The sequence below is a fragment of the Oceanobacillus neutriphilus genome (assembly GCF_014645515.1).
GTDB lineage: Bacteria > Bacillota > Bacilli > Bacillales > Amphibacillaceae > Oceanobacillus > Oceanobacillus neutriphilus.
This window is the reverse complement of sequence record NZ_BMLW01000013.1, coordinates 155,760-182,164: the sequence shown is the minus strand read 5'-3', so window position 1 is coordinate 182,164 and position 26,405 is coordinate 155,760. Positions and strand designations below refer to the sequence as shown.

The window sequence follows — 26,405 nt, the reverse complement described above, 5'->3', positions numbered from 1 at the left end:
ATATTGACCTTTCAATCTATTGATGGAAAAAGCTAATTCAGGAGCAGCTGCTCTGAATTAGCTTATATTAATTTGCGGTGGTGTCCGTTTTTGATTTTACAGCTTGTGTCATTTGATGCCAAACGGAGCCCTTAGCCTGCTCGCCTCCCTGAATACGTTCCAGAGCTAAATTCATTTGCATACGGACCTCAAATTCCGGTTCATCATCAGCAGCTTCCCGAAGTGCAGTGACAGCAGAGGCATCTCCAACCTCATATAAAAACATTGCACCACGCCAGCGGACAATCCTGCTTTTATCTTTTAATGTTTCTATCATATTTGGAGTAGCCTCTGTAAAACCCAGGTCAGAAATACAATCTCCGGCAGTTCTCCGGACATTAACGGCTTTATCAGCTAATGCTTCATATAGCAATGGCAGGGCAGCTTTATCCTCCAGCATTCCTAAATAAGCTGTTGCCAGTCTGCGGATAGATGCCTTTTCATCGTGGACAGCTTTTTCCAAAAGGGCAAGGTCGTCTAATGTCGGATCTAAACGGTCCAGTGCAGCATAGCGTTCACGCCAATCAGGATTATCCAGTTTTTCAATTGGCACATGCTGATAATAGCTTGTTGTGCTGCCTGCGCTTTCATCTGTTTGCAAGACCATTTTCACAAGTGTATCCAGACGATCCTGATCATAGCTTGCTTTTAGCTCTTCCACAACATCAAGCCCGATTTCATCTAAACTTCCATAGCGGGGATGCTGTTCCTCCCATTTACGATCCATAATGACATTTTCAGAAGCAGGAGAAGCCTCCATCACAGCGTTGGAAAAGCGTTCCGGCAATCCGAAACGTTTCTCTATGTCTCCCTCTTCCAGCTTTACCTGCATGGGAATTCCTAAAAACATCTGAATGAAAACATGAATTTCTCCAAACGCCTCGGACGGTGCCTGAGAAGCATCGGATAATTCATTCGTCTGATCCAATGCTTCATCTGTTCCCAAAACATGCCTTACTTGAGGAAGGAGCTCTTCCCAAGGCGTTTTTGGATTTCGTGCCAAGGCGATAAAATCAATAACACGATAGATATTTTTAACCCCTTCCAGAGCAAAAAGCTCCTGCACATATTTCGGTGCTTGAGCTAAATCGTCCTTGTCACTATAATTATACGTTTCGTCAGGGGACAAAGTCTCACTCACATTAATTTTCATAGAATGCGGGCTGGGTGTTGGTTCTATAGAAACGATTCTCATGTAAAAACTCCCTTAACGGCTATATTCTTCCATCACTTTGATTAGTTCGCGTAAATAATCCGGTAAATCAGGCGGTCTTCTGCTTGAAACAAGGTGTCCATCGGAAACAACCGGCTCGTTAACCCATGTTGCTCCGGCGTTTGTCATATCATCTTTAATTCCCGGTGTACTGGTGACAGTTTTGCCTTCTAAAATATTTGCAGAGATTAATACCCAGCCGGCATGGCAAATTTGGCCGATAGGCTTTTTATGATCATTCATATGCTTAACAAAGCTGATAACCTCAGGAAACCGGCGAAGTTTATCTGGAGCCCATCCTCCAGGAACGAGAATAGCATCATAATCTTCTGGATTAACTTCAGAAAAGGCATAATCAGATTCAGCGGGGACGCCATATTTTCCAATATATTTTTGATTGGCAGCCTGTCCGACTAAATCTACCCTGGCACCTTCTTCACGCAGACGGTGAACGGGGTACCATAGCTCTAAATCTTCAAAATCATGGTCGACAAGTGCGATAACTTTTTGATTCTGTAAACGCAAAATAATCCCTCCATTCTTTATAGGGTAAGTGTAACAGAATGGTATAAAAATGACGATTAGAAAGGCTTCTATACTCTGATCCGGTATATACCGGAACGCTAAAAAGCCATCAGCTTTTTATTAGAAGTGATGGCTTTTCAGAATGTATTTCAAATTTTATAAAGTATCCTTTACAGGAACATATTCATAATTTAAATCATTTGCAACAGCTTCATTTGTTACGTGACCATTCATTACATTCACACCGCTTGCGATTGGCGCGCTGTTTTGAATGGCTTTTTCTACGCCTTGTTTCGCAATGTTAACGGCATAAGGAACAGTTACATTTGTCAGTCCTACAGTTGCAGTACGCGGAACAGCCCCAGGAATATTGGCAACGGCATAATGAAGGACATCATGCTTTACATAGATTGGATCTTCATGGGTTGTTGGATGGTCAACTGTTTCAAAGTTACCGCCCTGATCAATTGCCACGTCGACAATGACACTGCCCGGCTGCATAGATTGAATCATTTCTTCTGTTACAAGCTTCGGTGCTCTTCTGCCTGGAATTAGCACGGAACCAATAACGAGATCAGAATCTTTCACAGCTTCTCCAATATTTAATGGATTAGACATTAATGTTTGAATACTGGAGCCGAAAATCTCTTCTAATTCGCGAAGACGCTGCGGATTTAAATCAATAATCGTTACATCAGCTCCGAGCCCGATGGCTACCCGTGCTGCATTTGTACCAACAACACCGCCGCCGATAACTGTTACTTTTCCTCGTTTTACACCAGGAATTCCTCCAAGCAGGATACCTTTGCCGCCTTCTGATTTCTCTAAATACTGTGCGCCAATCTGTGTAGCCATACGTCCAGCTACCTCGCTCATTGGTGTCAGAAGCGGAAGTGACTTGCCTACAACAATGGTTTCATAGGCAATAGCTGTTACTTCTTTTTCCACCAGCTCTTCTGTCAATCTCTTGTCAGCTGCCAAATGAAGGTAGGTGAATAATACTAATCCCTTCCGGAAATAACAATACTCTGATTCAAGCGGTTCTTTTACCTTCATAATCATATCAGAGCGGTCCCATACGTCCCTGGCCTCAGTTATAATTTCTGCCCCTGCCTGCTTATATTCATCATCTGTAAAGCCGCTGCCGAGGCCGGCTTCTTTTTCAATAAGAATGGTTTGCCCGGATTGGATAAGGTTCACCACGCCGGCTGGTGTCATGGCAACACGGTTTTCATTATTTTTTATCTCTTTAGGAACCCCGATAATCATATTTACTCGCTCCTTTGTTTATTGTTTATACCTAATATGTTAACGCTTTCTTTGTGGAAAAACATTATGAAAATAAATGAATTAGGTCAGTATCGTTTGTGTATTTACACAAACGATAAGGTTATTCTAGTTTATCAGCTAATAATTCTAAATAAACCGCTATTTTTTGATGCGGATTTTTCAGATCGAGCTTACTGATCTCGTGAATCCGTTTTAAACGGTAATTCATAGTGTTTGGGTGGATAAACAGTGCCTTTGCGGTCTGAAGCACGTTCGAATCGTGCTCCAAATATGCCTCTAAAGTGTATAATAAATTACTTTGCTGGCGTTCATCATACTTTTGGAGCCGTTGAATGTATTTATTTGTATGGTGCCGTTTTTGGCGATGCTCCTTTAATATATCTACCCACTGAAAAATGCCTAAATCTTCATAAAGAAAACAAGAAGACAGCTTATCCGGGAATTGCTTCTGTATGGAAATAGTCTGAAGTGCTTCTTCATAGGCTTGTGTCATATCTTTAGCCGAATGATAAATTTGACTTGCAGCGCCCTGCATGGAGGTCAGCTGCAGCTGTGTACTTATTTTTTCCTGAAGCTGTCTAATGAATTGATAAATCTTATCCGATGTATCGTCATTTTTCCACAAGCGCACTAATAGAATGAAATCCTGATCATCAAATAAACGGAAAATCGTATTGACCTGCATGACTGTTTCGGAAAGGTAGTAGGCATGTTTTTCAATTTGCGGTGTGATTTCATCTTCAAAATGGAAAACGACAATAGCCAGGCCATCCTGAAGTTTTATATTGAATTGTTTTTCATAGGATTGAATGGTACTTGCGCTGACAAAGTCTGCTGTTAACAGCTGCCAAAAAAAATCTTTGTAAGCTTGCTCTATATTTTTTCTGCCGGGCAGCTTCTGCAATATAAATTTCTTCACTTGCCGGACAGCTTCTTTTAAGATTTCCAAATCATCTGCAGAATATTCCTTTTCTCCTGAATGGGCCCAAATAAATCCTAATATTTCATTCTGTTTCCAGATGGAAATGGCTATCCGGTTTCCAAGGCCAATTTCTTGAATTTCAGGTATAATGACCGGCTGATTACTATCAATCAGCTTAGGCATTGCTCCATTTTTCCATAATCCGTTGATTACCTTATCAGGAACTTTCCGGTTCATAATGGTGCTTATTCTCGCTTCATCAATATTTTCAGTATGTTTACTATATGCTAGAACGTGATGATTAGCATCCTCAATCGTAATTGGGCATGCCAACACTTCGCTGATTATATCAGCGAGTGCATCTAAATCAGAAAAAGACTGTCGAAGGGTTAATATTTTATTATTGTTTGTATTAGAAAGGTTCATAAAACGCACTCCTTTATAAGAAGCATTAATATTTATATGAAGAATATGCTTACAATATTTTGAATTAATTAAATAATTTGTATACTTGCTTTTTATTGTTAAAAAAACTATCATTTTCCATAAGCGGTCTTTTTATATACTAAAAAATATGCCTATCTTCATTTTAGTATATACATAGAAAGATTTCATCAAATACTTATGTGACGAAAAAAGGAACAATAGGAACAATAGGAGGAAGAGCATGAAAAGAATAATGAAAATCTTCGTAATTGCAAGCGCATTCATTGGCGTGATTGTAGGTGCCGGTTTTGCCTCAGGACAGGAAGTACTGCAATATTTTACCAGTTTCGGAACATTGGGGATTCTGGCTGCCTTTGTTTCAACGGTGCTTTTTGCATATGTCGGCATGATGCTTGTCTGGCTGGGAAGCAGATCACAGACATCATCCTATAATGAAGTAATTTATAAGATCAGCCATTTTAAGTTTATTGAAAAGCTCACCCGTTTTAATCTTATTGGTGTGATTGTAGATGCTGTGCTTGTATTTACTTTATTTGGTGTAGGTGTAGTAATGATTGCCGGAGCCGGAGCGAACCTTAACCAGCAATTTGGATTGCCTCATGCTGTTGGTGCTATTCTTATGACGGTATTGGTTCTGTTGACAGGGATGTTAAAAGTAGATAAGGTTGTTGCTGTCATCAGCAGTATTACACCTTTTTTAATTTTGTTTGTTATTTTTATTTCCATTTACAGCTTTTTTACGATGGATGGATCACTTGCCGAATTAAATAGTACTGCCAAGAGCCACGGACCGAATTTTCCTAATTGGTTTGTAGCGGGCCTGAACTATGCTACCTTTAATACATCTGTTGGCGCAGCAATGTCTATTGTTATGGGGAGCGCAGAGAAGGATAGAAAAACAGCTGCAATTGGGGGACTGGTAGGGGGAGTAGGATTGGGTGTCTTAATTCTGCTTAGTTATTTCGCTATTTTTGCTAAAATTGAAGAGGTTGGTAACTTCGAAATGCCAATGTTGGGTATTGTAAATAATATCTCACCATTTTTAGGCGTTATCATGGCGGTTGTTCTATTCGGAATGATTTTTAATACTGCAATCAGTATGTTCTTTGCCTTTGTTGCCAGATTCGTAGAAGTAGAAACGAAGAAATTTAATATTATTTTAATTATAACTCTTGTGGCCGGCTTTATTCTCAGCTTTGTCGGATTTACAGATTTAGTTTCTAAATTTTATTCACTGATCGGCTATATGGGGCTGGTATTGATTATCGTACTGATTATCACACCATTCCGTATGAAAAATATTGATTTTAATGACAAAAAATGAATATATATAACTTAAAGTAAAGTTCAGGGTGGCCGCCCGGGAGTTAGCGTAAATAATCTAATTCCCGGTGACCGGCACTTTTTGCATTTTTTCTGGATATGTCCTTAATGATATATAGCCAATAGCGGTATTAATGGAATAAATTTTTGAGCTTTGAAACGAATCCTTTTGGCGGGTTGCTGTTTTTTTCTTCTTCTTTTTCTTTTGGAGCTGATAAGTCTTCTATATCCTTGAGGTAAACATGCTCTATATCTACAGCGTAAGGGTAAGTGAGTACCAAACCAATTTCTGTATCATTTTCCTGATTACTTACAGTTGTATGAGAAATGGAAAAACGGTCGGCGAGTGACTTTTCTTCTTTTAAAAATTGATATGAAATATTCCCATTCAATAGCAGCTTTGCCTTTGGATGCTGTTTTAATTGACGCTCTAATTCAGCAAGTCCTTTATTAGACATAACCTCTCCAATTGTTAAAACAAAAGCGATGCGTTCACGCAATGTTCCGAGATACACCTTTCGTTCACTTTCGTTTGGCAGGCGTGTTCCATACATTCCCTCTTGAAGGTAATCATCTACATTCTTTTTACTCATTTTTTTCATCCTTTTAATCCATTTTCAATTTACTGTTATATTTTGTACCAGTAAATATTATATTATTTATTCTCCATCTAATGTACCCTATTGTTGAATATCAAGCAAAGAAAATCATTCAAATTTCCTATTTTTGTTGATATATGTAATGGCTGCGATGATTATGGAGGGATGAGTAATTGTAATCCCGGAAAAACACTATGCTTTCCAAGAGCTACGGCTTCATTTCCTCAAAAAAGAAGTTTTGATTCAAAACGAAGGAAAAGAAATAATTAGAATGCAATATATAAAATCATACGGAGAGTTTCAGAAAAAATGTTAAAATAAATTTATGTTATAATAGAAAAATTTTGTGGAAATGGGGGATTACTATGAAGCTGCATTCCAGAAAGCTGATGAAACTTCATCATGGTATTTCACTTATCGATGGATTTGATTTTGGTGTAAGCGGCAGAACCGGATCTTATATCATTGAAGAAGACGAACTTACCATTGTTGAAACAGGTCCGAGTCCTGCTGTACCGTATATTGAAAAAGGGCTGGAAGAGCTGGGATATTCATTAGCTGATGTGAAGCATATTATTGTGACGCATGTTCATTTAGACCATGCAGGCGGAGCGGGGCGTTTATTAGCTTTATGTCCTAACGCTGTTTTATACGTTCATCCGAGAGGGAAAAGGCATTTGGTTGCTCCAAAGAAATTGGCAGCTGGAGCACGGGCGATTTATGGAGAGCGCTTTTCCGAGTTATATGATCCGATTGTCCCGGCTGAGGAAGAAAGAATTGTAGAAAAAACAGAAGGAGATATTCTGCAGATTGGCGAAGAACGGATTTTAGAATTTTGGGATACACCCGGGCATGCCAGACACCATCTTGGCATCTATGATCCATTAAGTAACGGTATGTTTACGGGAGACACAGCGGGAATCCAATATGAACAATTGTTTCCACATGGGGTGAACTTCTTTTTGCCATCTACTTCTCCCAACCACTTTGATCCGGCGGCAATGAAGCAGTCTATGCAGAGATTCCGTGAAAAACAATTGGATTATATCTATTTTGGACATTTTGGAGAAACAGATTTAGTAGAAGAAGCCTTGATGCAGGCAGAGGCATGGCTGGATGTATTTGTTAAGGAAGCAGAAGGTGCGGTTGCTGAAGGACAGGGCTATGATGAGATTGCGAAACGTTTGTTGAAATATGTGCAATCTGAGCTCGGTGAACAGGGGATTCCTGATGAGCATGAAGTTTATCAGATGATTAATGTAGATTTACAAATAAGCGCACTTGGCATGATTGATTATTTGCAAAAGAAATAAAGAATATATGGAGGATCTTCTTACATATATATCAGCTGAAAAGTGGAAGAGGGCGTCCTCTGATGAATAAAAAAAAGAAGAAGAGGCAGTTAGACACTTCCTTTTCTTCTTTTATGAAAGAGAGGCTACCGGGGAATGCGAAAAAAATTAACTATTATTACTATATTTTTGTTTGGCTTAATTATCGGGCTTTTTTTTATTCCTGAAGTGTTTCGGGCATTTGACATCGAGTTTTTTAAATTCTTTGATTAAACCATTGTCTGGATGAATTTAATTCTCTTCCAAATTGATTTCCAGGCATACCGGGCAATGGTCACTGCCAAGAGTATATCGATGAACCTCTAAGTTTTTTAAATATTTTTCTAATTGACTGGAAACAATAAAATAATCAATACGCCAGCCAATGTTTCTTTCACGGATTGTTTTCATGTAAGACCACCAGGTGAAAATATCATCACGTTCCGGATGGAAAAAGCGTAATGTATCTGTGAATCCATTGGCTAAGATGCGTGTCATTTTATCACGCTCCTCTTGTGTAAAGCCTGAATTGCCATGATTCGTTTTATCATTTTTTAAATCGATTTCCTGATGGGCCACATTTAAATCTCCGCAATAAATAACAGGCTTTTCAGCATCAAGCTCCTTCAAGTAATCAAACATCCTGTCTTCCCATTCCAGACGTTCTTCAAGCCTGGTTAAATCCCGTTTTGAGTTTGGTGTATAGACATTGACAAGATGAAATTCAGGGTATTCTAATGTAATTATTCTTCCCTCCGGCTCTATCTCTCCCTCTTGAAAACCGTAGGAAACACGCAGCGGTTTATGCTTAGTAAAAATAGCCGTTCCAGAATATCCTTTTCGTTGTGCGTAATTCCAGTATTGATAATAACCTTCCAAGTCCAATTCAATTTGACCTGTTTGTACCTTTGTTTCCTGTAAACAGAAAAAATCTGCATCTATTTCATAAAAGAAATCCAAGAACCCTTTGCGGACACAGGCACGGATTCCATTGACATTCCATGTAACCAGCTTCATATGAAATACTTCCTTCCCATTAACATAATCCTGTTAGCCATTCTATCATATCTGCTTGAAAAAGGAATTTCTTTTGTATCAGCTGTTTTTGCGAGAGAGGGATTATTGATTCAACTTTCACACCTTAAAAAATAACAAGCTTATCGTTGAGACTGGAGTTGATCATTCCATCTATCTCTTGACAAAGCATAAACTCTAGCTTAAAAGAAGGTAACGTGTAAAGGTCACCGCTGCGGCGGACCGTTTTGCTTTCCCNGTCAAAAACTAGACAACTTCCCGACAGCGCCCTACGATAAAGAAGACTTAGCGACTGGCAAGCCGTCAGGCGCAGACAGAGCTAAAGTCGCGCTTATGCCCCGCGGGTGAAAGTCATCATCCGTTAAAGTAAAGGAAGGCCGACTAAAAGCAGGCTGAAGCCTAACGTCGGCATGCCCCTAAAGGGGCATGATTCCTTTATCTCAGTTGCTTCGGTCCAGTTGTTACGTTTTTAAACGACGCTTTTCGCTTTTCTTTCAGGAGTCAAAACGGTCCGCCTCCGCTAGAAGGAAGTTCTATACTGTTTAATACAACGGAGCCAATAGAAATTAGACCAGTAAAGAACGTATTTTTCGTAGTGCATATAAAAATGTCCCGTCACGATTACTTTCTATTCATAAAAGCTAATCCTGATATTTACTATTCATGCGGTGTAGTGTGACATAGTTTCAATTGCCATATTAACCATTTGAAACACTAAAATGATCTTTTCTTGAAGCAAAAAGCAATTATTTCATCCAGATCCATCTGGATATGATTCCTTTCATTCGCTGTAGAAGCCTAACTGAGCGCAGACCAACCACGTAGACTCCTAAGCAGTGGTTCGCAGGCTAAACCCGTGACTCCTGTCACAACGCCTGCACTTGCACGTCCTGTGCATCGCAGGGCGAGCTGAAGATCCACTTGAAAAGCGGTTTTCTTTTCAAATTAGCTGAAGCCGTCCCCATGGAAAGCGTAGTGGTTGGTCGGAGCGGAGCTATACACAATCTGCATTTCAATAAAACGGTGACAAAATGCAAGCGGGATAATGAAGAAAATGTTCACCTTGGAATAGGAAGGTATAGATATTTATTCTCAGGTACGAAAGTGGAGTTATTAATAAATAGTAATTTCTCCATTTTAAAAAAACTGCTCAGTTTTAAAATATAAAAGATAATCTAATGTGAATGGAAAAATTTAATTTTAACGAAGAAAATAGTTGTCTTTCTTGTGTATTAAACATATAATACACTTACAAGATGTATCAATGTATTAATACAGCAGACATTTATGCACTGGAAGAATGAGGTGAGAAAGTGGATGGCTATTCATTTTGATAAGCGTGAAGCTGTGTATATTCAGGTGATCAGATATTTTAAAGAGCAGATTGCAATTGGAGAATTGAAGTCTGGTCAAGAAATCCCTTCACGAAGAGAATTAGCACAGCAATTAAAAATTAACCCGAATACCGTACAGCGAGCTTATAAGGAAATGGAGGAGGAAGGCTTGATTTATACGGATGGAAATAAACCAAGTATTGTTACTGAAGAAAAAAAGCGTATTAAAGAAATTCGTGAAAGCTTAATAACAGAAGCAATTGATCAATTTGTAGATCGCATCACCTCTTTGCAAATTCCAAAAGAACAAGTATTTGAACTTGTACAGTCAAAATTAAATGAACCGGGCAGAGAAGGGGAAGAAAAGCATGATTAAATTAACCGGGGTAGAGAAGAAGTATGGAAGAAAATCAATTTTAAACGGGATTACTTTTGAAGCGGATAAAGGCCAGATTACTTGTCTTATCGGAATTAACGGTGCCGGGAAAACAACCATTCTTCAAGCTATTATGGGTCTGACTCCTTATCAAAAAGGCGAGATTACGATTGATGGTGAAAAATTATCTCCGGCAGTAATGGAGAAAGTAACATATATTCCGGATGCTATGACTCTTTTGCCTAAAATGCGGATAAAGGACGCCTTTCAATTTATGAGTGATTTCTATCAAAATTGGAATGGGAAGCGGGCGAAAGAAATTTTAGAATTTTTCAAGCTGCAAGAGGATGAACGAATTTCACAGCTGTCTAAAGGAAATACAGCGAAAGTGAATCTATTAATGGGGCTGGCGATGGATGCCGATTACATACTAATGGATGAGCCATTCTCCGGGATAGATATCTTTAGCAGAGAGCAGATCGCAGATGTATTTTCCAGTCATCTGGTGGAGGATCGCGGTGTGATTATAACTACACATGAAATCAGTGATATTGAGCATTTAATTGATAAGGCTGTTTTATTAGCTGACGGCGTTGTAAGAAAAGAATTTATGACGGAGCAGGTAAGAGAAGAAGAGAGCAAATCCGTTATCGATGTGATGAGGGAGGTATATAAGGGATGAAGCTTTTTGGAAAGCTGGTTAACTTTGAATTTATGCGTTTTTTACCAATTTATATTACTTTGCTAGTGATTGTATTTTTGATAGAGGCTGCCAGTGTAATATTTTATGCTTTTATGGTGAAATCTGAAATTACGGAAAGCATCGTTAAGCACGGGTTATCCAAAGAACAGTTCCTTCAAGACAATGGATATGCTTCGATGGTAAATATATTGTCCAGCTTTATTTTTAGCTTACCTGTGGTCATTGCAGCAGTGACTATATTTATTTATATTTTATTTATCTGGTATCGGGACTGGCTGGGAAAGAATACCTTTATTTACCGTCTGCTGATGCTGCCGGTAAAGCGTATTCAGCTGTTTTTTTCAAAAGGAGCAACAATCCTGATGTTAGTATTTGGATTAGTTGCTTTTCAGGTAGCTATCCTGCCTGTATTGCAAGTCATATTAAAGCTGGTTATTCCGGTTGATTACCGGTTGGATTTAACCACTCAGGGCATGATTAGAAGCTTATATTATTTGAGATTCCTGCTTCCGGAGAACTTTATTGATTTTATTATTAATTACGGTTTCGGTATAGCCTTCGTTATATTATTGTTTACCATGATTTTAATTGAACGCAGCTATCGTTTCCGCGGTGTGTTTATGGCTGTTTTTTATGGAATCGGAGCGTTAATTCTAGTGTTTTCACCATATATTTTGCAAGTAATCATGAAGGACTATTTTTTTGATAATGAGCTCTTGTGGATGCAGTTTGCAATAGCAATTATCCTTTCCATCATATCTGTTTTCCTTAGTAATCATTTGTTAAATAAAAAGATAAGGGTGTGATAGAGATGAATCATGTAAAACGCTACCTAACTATATATATTGCATTAATTTTCATCTCCGTTATCATCATCGGCTTTTACTTAGTGGATAAGGAAGAGGTTGATTTTAATTGGAAAACAGTATCAGGGGATGAAGAGACGGTAAAAGATGTTTTAATCTATGGAGATGCACAACGCAGCACCTACTCACCATATTATAATATAGTACCAGATCCTTTCCGTTTATCTCTAGAAGATTCAAAGCGGATTGAACTGCAAAGAGGAATGTATTATGGCTGGTACTATCAGGATTCACAGATGGAAAAGTATGTTAAAGAGTATAAAAGCTTTATGCGCGGAAAAAACGCTTGGAGTGAGAACTTTATAGAAACAGAAAACCAGCTTATTTATGTAGATGGAGACAATTTAGGCTGGGGAATTGATGAATCGAATGATATTCATGTAGAAATACTCGATAAAGAAACAGATGAAGTAAACGCATTTGAACTGCCTGTTGAAGAAAATCAACAGATTTATGGTGTGAATTCTATAAGTATCAATGATAATAAATTATATGCCCAGGTATATATGGAAGGACAGTATAATCAGGCGGCTGATATTTATCAGGATGATGATGCGATTCTGATCATTGATTTAAATAATCAAACTATAGAGGATATAAAGTTCCCGTCAAAAGATATTGAGCCGAAAGAAGATATATATACTACTTTAATCTATCAGGACAGCGGTCTGATTAATGGAGAAATGAATTATCTCTATATCTATGATGAATATAAAGTAGACCAGAACGGCGGTTATATAGGCGATTCTTCGCTTAAATATGAATTGCGGCTATACAATGTAGAGGAAGATAGTTTCAAATCGGTTGACCTTCTGGGAGACTCCTTATATGAAGGGGAATTTCTTCGAATATATGATGGGGAAGTTTATGCAGGTTTGCTTCAGGGAGAGAATTACAGTTTAACGAGGTTTGATGAGAACTTGGAGGAAAAGGAAGTTATTTTTGATGAAAATGTATTAAATGGAGACTCAGAAATCATTCCAGAGGATGTTTATCCATTAACTGATATCCGAAATGGATACTTCTACATCGCATTTCCTGCGTTTTCTAACTTAACTGCGACTGACGTTTCCATAAACGCGTTTGATTTGGAGACAGGGGAAAATGTTTATCAAGGCATTATTCAAGCGGCGGATTCTATGAAGCAATATCAGTATTTTAATTTAAATCAGATGGAATTTGAGGATGAGTAACAATAAAATGCAGAATAGAGGGAGAGCCTTTATTCTGCATTTTAATTAAAAAATTGGGTGGTGAATCTTTTGTTGCTGGAGGTTATACAGCTTGGGCTTATTTTTATCCCAATCATCATTATTTACATAGTTTATAAATTAATCAGGAAGAGATTTGATTATCTGTCTACAGAAATTGTCCATATGGTGTTTCTGTTTTATGTTTTTATTCTAATTTACATCGTATGGTTTTATTTGCCTGTAGCATTAGGATATATAAATATAAATATAATTCCTTTTTATACTATCAGCGATTATGCAAAGGCTGTTTTTGCAGGGGATATTTCCATACGGATTGCTGGAGTTAATTTGTTGGGGAATATCCTGCTTACATTACCGATTGGAGCTTATCTGTACTTTAACCGGGTTTCTTTTAAAAAAACAACAGCCGCAGCAATTTTGATTCCAGTCGTTATTGAACTGGGACAGCTTTTGCTACATTATATAGGACTTGCTACAAGGTCGGTGGATATCGATGATATTATTCTTAATTTTATTGGGATTTTGAGCGGTTATTATTTAGCTAAGGTTTGTAAATTTGTAAAAAAATCAAAGTATATAGATTTAGGTGATTACTAAGGTAATATAAAAAATAACGCCTCAGTGCTCCATCAGGAAGCACTGAGGCGTTATTTAATTATCTAATACCAGCGCCAGAGCGAATTGTATCGTACTCTAAAGCTAAGCGTTCACGTAGTAAATGCTCTTCATTTTGCATATAAATATCCTGTTGTGCTTTACGTTTACGTCCAAAAAGTTTCTTTAACATATATTTCACCTTCCTTTTTAAAAATGACCGGTCAGTTTCTTAATGTATGTGAAGCAGGAAGAAAAGATGTGTACTTTTACTGAATATAAGTGATAAACACATTTTCCATCTCTCTGATATGAGATTCCAGCTTTTTAACATCATAGCCGATTACTGCATGCAGCCATATTCCATCATGCAGGGACCAAAACATGGCAGTTGCCTGTTCCACATCTAAATCCTGTCTAAACTCGCCTCTTTTTTTACCTTCTGCGATGATGGCCTTTGTCATATCAACCATTGCATCAAAACGTTTTGACAGAATTTCCTTCAGCTTAGGCGAATCAGCGGAGTAGAGCCAAAATTCAATGTGTACCCGCATAAATTTCTTTTTTTCCAGGCTGTAAGGAATATCTTCATGAATCCAGTGCTGTAATTTTGTTGTCGGACTATCTATTTTATCCAGCTTTTCTTTTAAATGCTCCATGGACTCTGTGCGTTTCTTTTCAAGTAAATGGATAAAAATATCCTCTTTACTTGAAAAGTAGTTATAAACAGAGCCTTTGCTCAGATTAGCGTAACGAACTATATCATCAACTGTTGATGCATAATATCCTTTGGAGGAGAAACATTCGAGTGCTGCTTCCAGTAAATGATCTCTCCTTGCTTTTTTCGCTTCCTCAGAAATTCGCGGCGCCATCTTTTCACCTTCTTTTCCGCACAGATAATAGACAGTTTTTTATCTGCAGGGAACTCCCCGAAAGGTAAACTGTCTATCCTATACGTCAGATTAGTTAATGAACATTTTATTATATCCTGAATATTTCAGGTTAAAAGTCTATTTATTAAAACTGACTGGTTAGTCTTTTTAGATAATATATGATTCTATGCTGATTGGCAAGTGTTTTGCTTAAAAAAATTTGAAGGAATTGTGACGGTGCAATATTGAACAGGAAGACAAAAAAACAGGAGCTGTGTATGGCATACAGCTCCCTCAAGGCATGGGTTGTTGTGATGGTTTGAATCAGTGACAACGTTGTCTAGATTCTAATATAGTTTATGCAATTAAAAAATGGTTGTCTCGTCACTTATATCAATGCAAACATACATTTATTTAATTGTTTCACCGATTAATTCCCTAATTTCCGTTTCTTTCCCCTCTGCAAACAGGTGGACAATCTTACTGCCGACAATTACACCGTCACAATAAGCGGCTAAGTATTTAGCCTGGTCCGGATTGGAAATCCCGAATCCGGCCAGAACAGGAACAGAGCTTAGTTCAGTTAATTTTTCCAAATAGTTAAGTGTGCTTTCTTGGTGCTCTGCACGTTCACCGGTAGTACCGCTGACAGAAACAGCATATAAAAATCCTTCCGACATCCCGGCAATTTTCTTCAGGCGTTCATCTGGACTTGTCATCGCAGCTAAGCGGATAAAGGCGATACCATTAGCGGAAAGCTGTGCTGCAATATCTTCTTCCTCTTCCATTGGGATATCCGGGATAATAATGCCATCTACTCCCGCTGCACCACAGTCCTTTGCGAATTGTTCATAGCCATAGTTCCAGATAGGATTAATATAGGTCATTAAGATAATCGGAATGTTCCGAGTTTCCTTTTGTTTACGTACCTCATCGAGAACTCGTTTTAATGTGGTTCCATTTTGTAAAGCACGCAGTCCAGCGTCCTGAATGACAGGGCCATCTGCTACTGGATCAGAAAAAGGAATGCCAAGTTCAATGGCAGATGCACCACATTCTTCTAAGAAGTTAATACGTTCATTAATTTGATCAATACCGCCGTCGCCTGCCATCATATAAGGTATGAAAAGAGGCTTTCCGGTTGCTTTTATCTGATTTAATGTATTCTCTAATTTATGCTTTCCCATTGGAATCATCCTCCAGTTTTGCTTTAACCTGTTCTACATCCTTATCTCCACGTCCGGAGAGGCAGATAACCAGTGACTGGTCGGGAGACATTTCTCCAGCCAGCTTGCAGGCATAGGCAACGGCATGTGCACTCTCGAGAGCAGGGATAATTCCCTCTAATTTGGCAAGCATCTGAAAGGCTTCTAATGCTTCTTCATCTGTAATGGAAGGATAGGTAACCCGGCCGGTATCATGCAAATGACTATGCTCCGGTCCAATACCTGGATAATCTAGCCCGGCAGAAATAGAGGCCGCTTCCTGAATCTGTCCGGCTTCATCCTGCAATAAATAAGTAAATGTGCCATGCAGCATTCCCGGAGATCCGCCGGTTAATGTGGCAGCATGCTCATTGGTATTAACACCCTTACCTGCTGCTTCAACACCGTATAAGGCAACTTCTTTATCCTCCACAAACGGATAGAACATGCCCATTGCATTGCTTCCGCCGCCAACACAGGCAACGATAGCATCCGGTAATTTTCCTTGTTTTTCAAGGCTCTGCTGCTTTGTTTCCGAACCAATAACCGATTGAAAGTCCCGGACAATGCGGGGGAAGGGATGCGGTCCGACAACAGAACCGATGATATAGTGAGTGTCGTGAACATGATTCACCCAATAGCGCAGTGCTTCATTCACAGCATCCTTTAATGTTGCGCTCCCTTGAGAGACACCGACAACCTTTGCTCCTAAAAGCTCCATCCGAAAGACGTTGAGCTTCTGCCTTCTCATATCTTCATCGCCCATAAAAACGATACACTCTAAACCAAGCAGCGCGCAGACGGTTGCTGTGGCAACTCCATGCTGGCCGGCTCCTGTTTCAGCGACAACTTTCTTTTTGCCCATCCGCAGGGTTAGAAGCGCCTGCCCGATGGTGTTATTTATTTTATGAGCACCGGTATGATTTAGGTCTTCCCGTTTTAAATAGATTTTCGGACCGCCTAAATGCTTGCTTAATTGTTCTGCCTCATACAATGGAGTCGTTCTGCCGATGTATTCTGTCAGATAGTTATTTAATTCCTCCTGAAAAGAAGGGTCTTTTTTTGCTGCTTCATAAGCTTCCTCAAGCTCTAAGACAGCCGGCATCAGTAATTCGGGTATATATCTGCCTCCGAATTTGCCGTATTTTCCTGATTCATCTGGGAATGTGTATGTTTGCATCTTATCGATTCCTTTCTACAGTTCTTTTTGCCGCCAGGATAAATGCTTTTATTTTATCCGGGTCTTTTTGTCCGTCTGTTTCAACTCCGCTGGAAACGTCTACGCCAATCGGGTTTACCTGCTTAATAGCTTCAGCGACATTTTCCGGTGTCAGTCCTCCTGCCAAAATCAGTTTGTCAGAAAAAGCATTTTCATTTAAGATGGACCAGTTGAATGTTGTTCCATTACCTCCGTGTGCGTGGGGCAGGGGAGGACTGTCCATCAGCAGATAAGATGCAGCATCATATTGTGCAGTCTTTTTAATTCCTTCCTCTGTCCCCGGAAGTGATTTAATGACAGGGACTTTGAATTGGGAGACAACTTGGGCAGATTCTTCTCCGTGCAGCTGTACATAATCAAGCCCTGTTTCCTGAGCGATTTCTTCTATTTCCTGTACATCTTTATTTACAAAAACACCTACGCTTTTTACATGGTCAGGCAACGTTGAAATAATTTCCCGTGCTTGATCTATGGAGACTTCGCGCTTGCTTTTCGCAAAAACAAATCCTAAAAAGTCAGCTCCGGCTTGGACTGCGGCCTGCGCGATTTCAGGAGATGTAATCCCGCAGATTTTGACAAGCATATCAGGAAGCCCCTTTCGCGGAGGAGAGCGGTACCTGCAGTGCCTGCATGTCTTTTTCCACATTATCTGAGCGCATCAGCGTTTCACCGACCAGAATGGTATTAGCACCGGCATCTCTTGCCAGCTCTGCATCTTCTTTCGTGCGCATCCCGCTTTCAGATATAACGGTAAGTCCCTTTTCATCTATTTGCTGAACAAGATCCGCAGTTGTTTGTAAATCCACTTTAAATGTTTTTAGATTACGATTATTAATACCGACGATTTTTGGGCTGACTGTCAGTGCATCGTTTAATTCATCCGCATTATGGACTTCACATAGTACCTCAAGTCCCTGTTCTGTCGCATAGTTGTAAAGACGCTGAAACCGTTCAAGCGGCAATGCAGCAAGGATTAACAGGATAATGGATGCTCCTGCATTTTTTGCATCATCGATTTGGATCTCATCAATAATAAAATCTTTGCAAAGAACTGGCACGGAAACAGCTTCACTGACAGCCCTGAGGTCCTCCAGTGAACCGTGAAAAAAGCTCTCATCCGTCAAAACAGAAATCGCGGCTGCACCGGATTGTTCATATTGCTTTGCCTGCTCCAGTATATCCACGTCCATTTGAATTGGCCCTTTGGAAGGGGAGGCCCGTTTGATTTCCGCAATAATGGATATATGATTTGCTGCCTGGACATTTTCATGCAGGGAATAAATCGGATTGTTTCGAGTATATTTCCTGTCTGTCTGTAATTTTCGCTGTGCGACTTCCTGTTTTTTCTTATCAATTATTTTTTCTAAAAAAGTCATTTAAACCACCTCACGTTTTACTTCCTGACTGTATTGAACCAATGCATCCAATCTTGCTTTTGCATTGCCAGAGAATACACTGTCTTTAGCAACTTTTACGCCATCTTTAATGGAATCGACATTTCCGGTAGCGAATAAAGCAATTGCTGTATTAAACAGAACCGTATCGAGATATGCACCGGGTTCTCCATTTAATACAGAGAGCAGAATTTTTGCATTTTCTTTGGCATCGCCGCCTTCAATTTCCTGATTGTCATATACGGATAACCCAACTTCTTCCGGATGGATAGATCCTTCTTTTATTTCGTTTTCCTCCAGTAAAATAAATCTGTTCTCACCCTGGAGGGAGGCTTCATCCATGCCGCCTGCACCATGAATAACCAGTGCGCGCTTTCTGCCGAGTGTTTTTAAAGATTTCGCCACAATCGGCAATGCTTCATTAGAATAAACTCCTACCAGCTGTGAGCTTAAAGCAACAGGATTGGTCAAAGGACCGACCAGATTGAAAATGGTCGGTGTACGAAGCTTTTGGCGTACGCCGGCAATTTGTTTCAGGGTCGGATGAACATGCTGTGCGAATAAAAAGGCAATCCGATTTTCCTGCAGCATATATTTGAGTTGTGATTTTGTCAGGTTCAGGGAGACTCCCAGCTCTTCTAATACATCTGCACTGCCGGTCTGGCTGGAAATACGGCGGTTTCCGTGCTTAGCGACAGTAATACCCGCGCCGGCTAAAACAAATGCTGAACAGGTACTGATATTAAAGCTGTTAGAACGATCCCCGCCAGTTCCGCAGTTATCCATTGCCGGAATGCCCAATTCAAATTGGAAAGGGGAGTTGGTATGAATCACTTCCGCCAGGCCGGCCAGCTCTTCAGCTGTCGGCTGCTTCATTTTTAAAGCAACTAAGATGGCAGCAAGCTCTGTATCTGAAACATCTTCCTGGAAACAAGCATTAAATAATGCCTTTGTTTCTTCAAATGATAAATTATTTCCTTCAAGTAACTGACTAAAATGCGGTTTCATTGGGTTACTTCCTCCTTCTGTTTTGATAATTTCTCAACAAAATGAGAAATAATACTTTTTCCATCCAGCGTTCCGATTGATTCAGGATGGAATTGCAGTCCATAAACTGGGTAAGTTTGGTGTGCTATTCCCATAATTTCATCATCATCTAAAGCAGTTGCAGTAATGCGTAATTCTGTCGGTACCGAGATTTGTTCCGCAGCAAGAGAGTGATAACGCATTACCTCAACCGGGTTAGAAAGGCCTTGGAACAGCCCAGAGCCGTCATGCTGAATCAGCGATGTTTTCCCATGCTTAATGGTAGAGGCCTGAATAACTCTTCCGCCCAGCGCTTCCATAATTACCTGATGACCTAAGCAGATACCCAGTATCGGCAGCTGTTTATAAAAGGCCTGCACAATGTCGATACAATTTCCGGCATCCTTTGGAGAGCCTGGTCCAGGTGAAATAATAATGGCTTCTGGATCTAGTGATTGGATTGTTTCCAAAGTAACTTCATCATTACGGATTACTTCAACATGTACGCCGCATTCGGAAACATATTGATACAGGTTATATGTGAAAGAATCATAATTATCAATTAATAGAATCAAGTTCAGGCACCTCCATAAAAGATCTTCCTTTGTTAATGGTTTCCATATATTCATTGAATGGAACGGAGTCATATACAACACCGGCTCCAGATTGAAAATAAGCTTTATGCCCCTTTATAACGATGGAGCGGATGGCGAGTGCAATATGCACATCATGTTCAAAGTTGATAAAGCCGATTCCGCCACCGTAAGGACCACGTTTTACTGTTTCCAGTTCATTAATGATTTGCATTGCCCGAATTTTTGGTGCTCCCGATACTGTTCCAGCCGGGAGACAGGAGATAAGAGCATCAATTCCTGAATAGTCCGGGCGTAATGTTCCTGTCACTTCTGAAACGATATGCATCACATGCTGATAACGCTCAATGGTCATATAGACTGGAATTTCGATACTGCCTACCTCACAGACACGGCCTAAATCATTTCTGCTTAGATCAACAAGCATCCGATGCTCTGCCCGTTCTTTTTCATCGGCAAGCAGTTCTTCAGCGAGCGCCTGATCCTCCAGCTCATTCTGCCCGCGTTTTCTGGTTCCGGCAATCGGGTTGGTGACAACACGGCTTCCATTTGTTTCTATCAGGCTTTCCGGAGAAGCACCGAGTACGGTATAGTCTAGAAAGTCGATATAGAACATATATGGGGAAGCGTTATGTCTCCGTAATTGCTCATAAAAGGAAAGTCCGAACTCTGCTTCATTTTCAATCTCTCTTGAAAAACGCTGGGATAAAACAACTTGAAATATTTCCCCCTTTTGCAGATAGTCCTTAGCAATCTGCACGTTCTCTTCAAATTTTCTCTGATCGGTTTCCGGTGTGAAAGCATATTTTTGCGGTTCAGGAAGTACAGTACATTTGGCCTCCTCCACATATTGCTTCAGCTTTTGTATACGCTGCGCACGATTTTCTTCTGTACCGCCGTTCCGGTCGATTGCGATAAAATGCAGCTTATTTTCTTCATGGTCAAAAATAATCGTATCCTCAAAAAGCATCAAATGAATATCCGGCATATCCCGATCATCGAGCGGGGCTGAACCAATATCTTCAAAAGCTTGAATGGTATCATAACCGATATAACCTACTGCTCCGCCATAAAAGGGGAGGGGAAGAGATAATTCAATCTTCGGCATAATCTCCTGTAAGAAATGCAGTGCGTGCTGGTGTACAACAAGCGGTTCTACATGAGAAGCACTAATGAGTGTAGTTTCCTTCCCGCGGCCAATAATCTCCTGGTAAGGATGAAGGCCGATAAAGGAATAGCGCCCTTTTTCTTCATGTGGAAAGCTGCTTTCCAGCAGATATTTTTTTGCTTTTGGCAGAGTTTGAAAAACTTGAATGGGGATTAATCCATCTATGGAACAGGTTTGATGTGTTATGTGTGCCGTCATGATTATCTCTCCTTTATATTTGAAGATTCTGTGATTATTATTTTGAAATAAAAAAAGTCCTCTATAAACACAGCTATGTGCTTATAGAGGACGATGGGGCCGCGGTGCCACCTCTGTTTAGAAGGAATGCTCCTTCTATCTTTATCAGGTACAGAAAAAATTCAGATACCCTATCCGTATAACGTCGGAAATACGTTTTTTCCTACTCAGGTACAGATGCACCTTTTAAGAAAAACACTCTGAAGTCCATTCAATAGTCCCTGCATACTGATATTCCACCCAATTATCAGCTCTCTGTTATGCAGTGCAGATTATTTACTACTCTTCATCATCGCTTATTTTATAACGTATAAATACAAAAAAGCCCCTCATCCATATATAAAAAGGACGAGGGACCGTGGTACCACCTTTATTAGCTGACATGCAGCTCACTCTAAAAGAAGATAAATATCTTCTAAGTTTCCATAACGGGAAACCATTCCGCCAAAGCCTACTCCGATTATGTTTCGGTTTGGAGCTCCGAAGTCCATTCGTTACAAGAATACTCACTGATTCACAGCAACCATCAGCTCTCTTTAGAGTTTGCATGCAACTACTACTCTTCATCAACGCCACATCATTTAATTATTGAAACTAATACTAAACGAAGAGACAGGCACTTGTCAATAGATTTATAGAAAAAAATAAAATTATCTGATTTTATTATCCTTCAAATACTTCAAATTTGTCTGCCAAAGGAATACGCCCTTTCTCATCTGGGACTTCATCAAAATAACCCATATGAATAAAACCGGCGATTTTTTCATTGTCCTTTACATTGAGAATTTTTTTTACTTTTTCATCATAAATATGCGGATTCGTTTTCCAGACGATACCAAGCTTTTCTTCCCATGCCAACAGCCAAAAATTCTGAATCATGGCGGAGACAGCACCAAAATTCTCATCCCATTGCTTTGGAATATCGGAGGTTTTCATGATGACAACAAGGATGGCATTTGGCTCATTTAAATAATTTTCACGATTTTCTTGTCTTTCTTCAGGATATGTAGCGGCAATTTTTTTAGCAAAGCCGGGGAGGTGATCTTTATCAACAAATAGAAAACGCCATGGCTGTCTCATCCCATGGGTGGGAGCCCAGATGGATTCCTCCAATAGTTGCATCACAGTTTCTTTGGTCACTTTTTTATCATTGTATCCTTTTTTTATCGCGCGACGTTCACGAATTAATTTTGCAAGCTCTGTTCGACTCATGAAATAAACCCCTATACAATTTAATTGATAACTATTATCAATTAAATTGTAACGAATTTATAAAATCTTTGCAAATGTATTTTTAATGCACTTAACTTTCGTACCTAAAAATAAACATACTAACCTTGCTGTTCCAGGATGAACATGGTCTCTATTAACATGCTTGCTTTTAGTTAAATCTTCCTTTTATTTTTTGAACAGGTTATTGTGTATAGCTTCCGCTCCGGCCAACCACTCCGCTTTCCATGGGGACGGCTTCAGCTAACTTGAAAAGAAACCCGCTTTTCAAGTGGATCTTCAGCTCGCTCTGTTCCCATAGGAATCTACGTGGTTGGCCTGCGCTCTAATAGGATTCTACAGCGCATGGAAGAAATAATATCCTGATGAAGTTAGATGAAGAGCGTGCCCCTAGGAAAGCAAAACGGTCCGCCGCAGCGGTAGCTTTACACTTTACCTTCTATCTTCTTTGTCAACCGATATATGGAAGAAATGATTAACCCTGTTCCTGTAGATAGGAAGTTACTTTTAAAGTGCGAAACTTGAGTAATGTAAAAATATCTTGCCAGTGATACAATTCACGTATGAGAGTAAAATCCAATCCATAGAAAAGAGGGTGAAGCATGTCAACATTTCAGGATAAAATTGAAATTTACGCAGATATTGCTTTAAAAGTAGGGGTGAACCTTCAGAAAGGCCAAACACTCTATATCAGTACCCCGCTATATGCAGCTGAATTTGTTCGTATTATCGCCAAGAAGGCTTATCAAGCGGGAGCAAAGCATGTGCACGTAGAATGGAATGACGAAGAGCTAACCCGTCTCAAATTTGAACTCGCCTCTGAAGCGTCTCTTTCAGAGTTTCCCAACTGGAAGGTGCAAGCACTTGTAGAGGAAGCAGAAAACAATGCTGCATTTCTGCGCATCTCTGAATCCGGAGGGGATCCGGATTTGCTGAAAGATACCGAACCGGATCGTATTTCAACGGAGAATAAAACAAGAAGCAAAGTATTGTCTAAATTTCGTAGCTATACCCAGTTTGATAGAGTCAGCTGGTCCATCGTAGCAGTGCCTTCGGTGAAATGGGCGGAGAAAGTCTTTCCTGAATCAAAAGGGAAAAAAGCGGTAGATAAACTGTGGGAAGCACTTTTTTCAGCGACTCGTGTGAATAAACCCAATCCGATAACAGCATGGCAGAACCACCTGCAAATGCTTGATGAAAAAATGCAGTTCTTAAATGCAAAGCACTATCATGCCTTACATTTTCAAGCTAAAGGAACCGACTTGACAATTGAACTTCCAGAAACTCATATTTGGGAAGCGGGAGGAAGTGTCAACAAGGAAGGGGTAAACTTTGTTGCCAACATCCCGACCGAAGAAGTGTTCACAGCCCCGAAAAAAGAAGGAGTAAACGGTACAGTATCAAGTACGAAACCACTCAATTACGGAGGGATATTAATCAACGATTTTAAACTGACCTTCGAGAATGGAAAAGTGATCTCGTATAACGCTAGAGAAGGAGAAGAAACACTGAGGCGTTTACTTGAAAGCGATGAAGGAGCTTCTTATATCGGCGAAATTGCACTCGTCCCGTACAGATCGCATATTTCTGATATGAATCTTATTTTCTATAATACCCTTCTCGATGAAAATGCCTCTACTCATCTGGCTCTTGGCAGTGCATACCCAATCAATATTGAAGGCGGGAATGAAATGGAAAAGAAAGAGCTGGAAGAGAAGGGCATTAACACAAGCATTACTCACGTCGACTTTATGATTGGCACAGCTGACATGAGTATTGATGGCATACATAAAGACGGGACACGGGAAACAATATTCAGAAATGGTGGCTGGGCATTCTGAAATGTAAAGTGAAACTTCAATCAGAGGGTTTTAGCATATAAGAAGTAGGTTACCACAATGTTTTTCGAACGGACGAGGAATTATTGTACCGCAGTCCCAGGACGTGGCATGCTTGTCGACCAGCCAGTTACATCACGATAAAGGTGAAAATTGGTTACACACTGAAGTTATTATTCAATGCCGATTAATTACCGCTCTCTGTTCATATTCAAACAGAAACCTCGAATCACAAATAAAAAAAGTGGATGAAAGCAGTAGCCATAAGGCATGTGTTACATACACGCTAAAAAAATATTTAATAGAACTGCGGTGAATAAAAAAAGCTTTTTTAAAAAATGATTAAAATGTTTTTTTAAAATTGAAAATTGCAAATCATAAAATATTATTTTTGAGGGTAGGGGAAGGATATTCTCTATTCTCCTTTTTTTCGATTTCGCCGTTTTTGTAAAAAAGAAAGTAAAGGGTCAATAAATAAGAAGAGAAGAAGCAGATACATGATTGCTAATTCTGGAATTTCCATCACATATAAAGGATTCAGGGATCTAAAAGTGGGTAATTCATATCTATTCAAATAATCAATCCCTAAGGAAACGCCAGCTAAAAAGATGAACATGAACAAACAAATACCAATGATTTTCACTTTATTACACTCTCCGATCCGTATTTAAATATCTTTCCATTTTCGTGAATACAGGCACTCTATCCCTTTTTTCTGTTTTTGAGAAAGGCGATGATAAGCAGGAAGACAGGAAGAATAATTTGAAAAGGGAGCTGTGCATAGAGCGGGAATATCTTTAACCCTTCTTCAATATGCTCGGAGTAATTGCTCGCAATAATCAAGGATAAAAATAAAACTGTCATTCCCATTGGATAAGCCAGCTTAGAGGGTTCTTTAATATCAAACAAACTGGCAGTACCGATGACAGCGCAGTATGTATATACTGTAACTTTAAAGAATCCCCCGATTACCAGGGCAAGAATAAAGATAACATCCAGACGCTGTAAAAATCCGCCGACTTGAATAGACTGAATAGTTGTTAATAAAGGAAAAAGAGAACGTTCAATAAGAGGTACACCAAGAACGCTGATATTCAAAATGGTGGTGAAAGCGAGAGAGGCTCCGGTTATGCTAATTGCAGCAATCCCTGTCTTTCCCAGTTTTTTTGATTGATTTAAGTAGGGGAAAATCATTGTAAATACAATGATTTCACCAAAGGGAACATACAATGTTTCTGTAAATACAGTATCTAATATTTTTGGTGAGTCTTCAAAGGCTGGTTTTAAATTGGAAATATCAATCAAACCTGAGATAGCAATAAGGAGAAACAGAAAGAATGCAAGCATAACCATGATGACAAAAAGCAGTTCTCCTGTTCTGGCAACGACTTCAATGCCTTTAAACACAGTGTAAATAACCACAAGCATCATCATGGCGCATGCAACGAATAAAGGGGTTTCCGGAAAGGCAAAAGAGAGCAGCATAACCCCAAATTCCCGCAGTACCCTCGCAGCAGAATATAAAAAGAAGAGGATATACAGGAATGCCAGTATTCGTCCTAAAAACTTGCCAATCAGCTTCTCTGTATAGTCGGTCAGCAAGAGTGTAGGATAATACAGGTAAAGTGCACGGTAGATAAAAAATAAGAAGATACTTACAGCTGCTGCAATCAGAATAGCTAACCAGCTGTCACGGCCCGCCTTCATGGCAAGAGGAATCAGCAACGAATTGCTCAGCTGAAATAAAATCATAAGGATAAACAATTGACTTGTGCTGATTTTTGCCTGTTCCATAAATGAATTCCCTCCTTT

At 39.6% G+C, this 26,405-nt stretch carries 26 protein-coding genes and 2 other annotated features; of the genes, 8 read left to right on the top strand and 18 right to left on the bottom strand.

The window, feature by feature from the left end:
- Positions 1–67: 67 nt before the first annotated feature.
- From IEX29_RS20515 to IEX29_RS20500, 4 genes are all read right to left on the bottom strand, one after another.
- The gene (locus tag IEX29_RS20515) at positions 68–1,234 is read right to left on the bottom strand and encodes a conserved virulence factor C family protein (RefSeq protein ID WP_188736732.1); all 1,167 of its coding nucleotides are present in this window, start codon (positions 1,232–1,234) and stop codon (positions 68–70) included.
- Between the two features lie 12 nt (positions 1,235–1,246).
- Positions 1,247–1,777 (bottom strand): type 1 glutamine amidotransferase domain-containing protein, encoded by a 531-nt coding sequence (locus IEX29_RS20510; RefSeq protein ID WP_188736730.1) that lies wholly within the window; start codon positions 1,775–1,777, stop codon positions 1,247–1,249.
- 156 nt (positions 1,778–1,933) lie between these two features.
- Complete coding sequence (gene ald, locus IEX29_RS20505) at positions 1,934–3,046, bottom strand: alanine dehydrogenase (RefSeq protein WP_188736729.1); 1,113 nt, start codon at positions 3,044–3,046, stop codon at positions 1,934–1,936.
- 121 nt (positions 3,047–3,167) lie between these two features.
- Positions 3,168–4,415 carry a PucR family transcriptional regulator gene (locus IEX29_RS20500; protein WP_188736727.1) on the bottom strand — a complete coding sequence of 416 codons (1,248 nt, stop codon included), beginning with the start codon at positions 4,413–4,415 and terminating at the stop codon, positions 3,168–3,170.
- A gap of 250 nt (positions 4,416–4,665) precedes the next feature.
- Between IEX29_RS20500 and IEX29_RS20495 the strand changes: the two genes are divergently transcribed.
- A complete protein-coding gene (locus IEX29_RS20495; RefSeq protein ID WP_373290707.1) occupies positions 4,666–5,760 on the top strand; it encodes a YkvI family membrane protein in 1,095 nt (364 codons plus the stop codon).
- A 130-nt stretch (positions 5,761–5,890) separates the two neighbouring features.
- Here IEX29_RS20495 and IEX29_RS20490 read toward each other — a convergent pair whose 3' ends face one another.
- Positions 5,891–6,352, bottom strand: a complete 462-nt coding sequence (locus IEX29_RS20490; protein ID WP_188736723.1) for a YueI family protein — start codon at positions 6,350–6,352, stop codon at positions 5,891–5,893.
- 377 nt (positions 6,353–6,729) lie between these two features.
- Here IEX29_RS20490 and IEX29_RS20485 point away from each other — a divergent pair, with 377 nt between their 5' ends.
- Complete coding sequence (locus IEX29_RS20485) at positions 6,730–7,671, top strand: MBL fold metallo-hydrolase (RefSeq protein ID WP_373290705.1); 942 nt, start codon at positions 6,730–6,732, stop codon at positions 7,669–7,671.
- A gap of 270 nt (positions 7,672–7,941) precedes the next feature.
- Here the strand turns inward: IEX29_RS20485 and IEX29_RS20480 are convergent, their stop codons facing one another.
- A complete protein-coding gene (locus tag IEX29_RS20480) occupies positions 7,942–8,706 on the bottom strand; it encodes an exodeoxyribonuclease III (RefSeq protein ID WP_188736719.1) in 765 nt (254 codons plus the stop codon).
- A 1,335-nt stretch (positions 8,707–10,041) separates the two neighbouring features.
- Here IEX29_RS20480 and IEX29_RS20475 point away from each other — a divergent pair.
- The 5 genes from IEX29_RS20475 to IEX29_RS20455 are packed head-to-tail and all read left to right on the top strand — an operon-like array spanning position 10,042 to position 13,814.
- Positions 10,042–10,434 carry a GntR family transcriptional regulator gene (locus tag IEX29_RS20475; RefSeq protein WP_188736717.1) on the top strand — a complete coding sequence of 131 codons (393 nt, stop codon included), beginning with the start codon at positions 10,042–10,044 and terminating at the stop codon, positions 10,432–10,434.
- Positions 10,427–11,116 carry an ATP-binding cassette domain-containing protein gene (locus tag IEX29_RS20470; RefSeq protein ID WP_188736716.1) on the top strand — a complete coding sequence of 230 codons (690 nt, stop codon included), beginning with the start codon at positions 10,427–10,429 and terminating at the stop codon, positions 11,114–11,116. Before IEX29_RS20475 ends, IEX29_RS20470 begins: the two co-directional genes overlap by 8 nt.
- On the top strand, positions 11,113–11,943 hold the full coding sequence (locus tag IEX29_RS20465) for a hypothetical protein (RefSeq protein WP_188736714.1): 831 nt from the start codon (positions 11,113–11,115) through the stop codon (positions 11,941–11,943). Before IEX29_RS20470 ends, IEX29_RS20465 begins: the two co-directional genes overlap by 4 nt.
- Before the next feature lie 5 nt (positions 11,944–11,948).
- Positions 11,949–13,196, top strand: a complete 1,248-nt coding sequence (locus IEX29_RS20460) for a hypothetical protein (protein WP_188736712.1) — start codon at positions 11,949–11,951, stop codon at positions 13,194–13,196.
- A 57-nt stretch (positions 13,197–13,253) separates the two neighbouring features.
- Positions 13,254–13,814: a VanZ family protein gene (locus tag IEX29_RS20455; RefSeq protein ID WP_229720316.1), complete on the top strand. Its 561-nt coding sequence runs from the start codon at positions 13,254–13,256 to the stop codon at positions 13,812–13,814.
- Between the two features lie 58 nt (positions 13,815–13,872).
- Here IEX29_RS20455 and IEX29_RS27105 read toward each other — a convergent pair whose 3' ends face one another.
- The 10 genes from IEX29_RS27105 to IEX29_RS20410 all read right to left on the bottom strand — a co-directional run bounded on the left by IEX29_RS27105 (position 13,873) and on the right by IEX29_RS20410 (position 22,737).
- Complete coding sequence (locus IEX29_RS27105; RefSeq protein WP_268239105.1) at positions 13,873–14,004, bottom strand: hypothetical protein; 132 nt, start codon at positions 14,002–14,004, stop codon at positions 13,873–13,875.
- 76 nt (positions 14,005–14,080) lie between these two features.
- A complete protein-coding gene (locus IEX29_RS20450; protein WP_188736709.1) occupies positions 14,081–14,683 on the bottom strand; it encodes a TetR/AcrR family transcriptional regulator in 603 nt (200 codons plus the stop codon).
- A 410-nt stretch (positions 14,684–15,093) separates the two neighbouring features.
- Entirely contained in the window at positions 15,094–15,870 is a 777-nt protein-coding gene (gene trpA / locus IEX29_RS20445; protein WP_188736707.1) for a tryptophan synthase subunit alpha, read from the bottom strand.
- Positions 15,857–17,068 carry a tryptophan synthase subunit beta gene (gene trpB, locus IEX29_RS20440; protein WP_188736705.1) on the bottom strand — a complete coding sequence of 404 codons (1,212 nt, stop codon included), beginning with the start codon at positions 17,066–17,068 and terminating at the stop codon, positions 15,857–15,859. Before trpB ends, trpA begins: the two co-directional genes overlap by 14 nt.
- 1 nt (position 17,069) lies before the next feature.
- Positions 17,070–17,690, bottom strand: coding sequence for a phosphoribosylanthranilate isomerase (locus IEX29_RS20435; protein ID WP_188736703.1), 621 nt, complete (start codon positions 17,688–17,690; stop codon positions 17,070–17,072).
- Position 17,691: 1 nt separating this feature from the next.
- Positions 17,692–18,483, bottom strand: coding sequence for an indole-3-glycerol phosphate synthase TrpC (gene trpC, locus IEX29_RS20430; RefSeq protein ID WP_188736701.1), 792 nt, complete (start codon positions 18,481–18,483; stop codon positions 17,692–17,694).
- Complete coding sequence (gene trpD / locus IEX29_RS20425; protein ID WP_188736699.1) at positions 18,484–19,509, bottom strand: anthranilate phosphoribosyltransferase; 1,026 nt, start codon at positions 19,507–19,509, stop codon at positions 18,484–18,486.
- Positions 19,506–20,102: an anthranilate synthase component II gene (locus IEX29_RS20420; RefSeq protein WP_188736697.1), complete on the bottom strand. Its 597-nt coding sequence runs from the start codon at positions 20,100–20,102 to the stop codon at positions 19,506–19,508. Before IEX29_RS20420 ends, trpD begins: the two co-directional genes overlap by 4 nt.
- A complete protein-coding gene (trpE, locus tag IEX29_RS20415) occupies positions 20,086–21,486 on the bottom strand; it encodes an anthranilate synthase component I (RefSeq protein WP_188736695.1) in 1,401 nt (466 codons plus the stop codon). Before trpE ends, IEX29_RS20420 begins: the two co-directional genes overlap by 17 nt.
- An 83-nt stretch (positions 21,487–21,569) precedes the next feature.
- Positions 21,570–21,827, bottom strand: a binding site (T-box leader).
- A 39-nt stretch (positions 21,828–21,866) separates the two neighbouring features.
- Positions 21,867–22,104: a binding site (T-box leader), on the bottom strand.
- A gap of 84 nt (positions 22,105–22,188) precedes the next feature.
- Positions 22,189–22,737 carry a nitroreductase family protein gene (locus IEX29_RS20410; protein ID WP_188736693.1) on the bottom strand — a complete coding sequence of 183 codons (549 nt, stop codon included), beginning with the start codon at positions 22,735–22,737 and terminating at the stop codon, positions 22,189–22,191.
- A 620-nt stretch (positions 22,738–23,357) separates the two neighbouring features.
- Here IEX29_RS20410 and IEX29_RS20405 point away from each other — a divergent pair.
- Positions 23,358–24,596 (top strand): aminopeptidase, encoded by a 1,239-nt coding sequence (locus IEX29_RS20405; protein WP_188736691.1) that lies wholly within the window; start codon positions 23,358–23,360, stop codon positions 24,594–24,596.
- Between the two features lie 412 nt (positions 24,597–25,008).
- On the opposite strand, the gene IEX29_RS26850 is transcribed toward IEX29_RS20405, so the two are convergent.
- Both IEX29_RS26850 and IEX29_RS20400 read right to left on the bottom strand, forming a co-directional pair.
- A complete protein-coding gene (locus tag IEX29_RS26850) occupies positions 25,009–25,236 on the bottom strand; it encodes a YczF family membrane protein (protein WP_229720315.1) in 228 nt (75 codons plus the stop codon).
- Between the two features lie 59 nt (positions 25,237–25,295).
- Positions 25,296–26,387, bottom strand: coding sequence for a GerAB/ArcD/ProY family transporter (locus IEX29_RS20400; protein ID WP_188736689.1), 1,092 nt, complete (start codon positions 26,385–26,387; stop codon positions 25,296–25,298).
- Between the last annotated feature and the right edge of the window lie 18 nt (positions 26,388–26,405).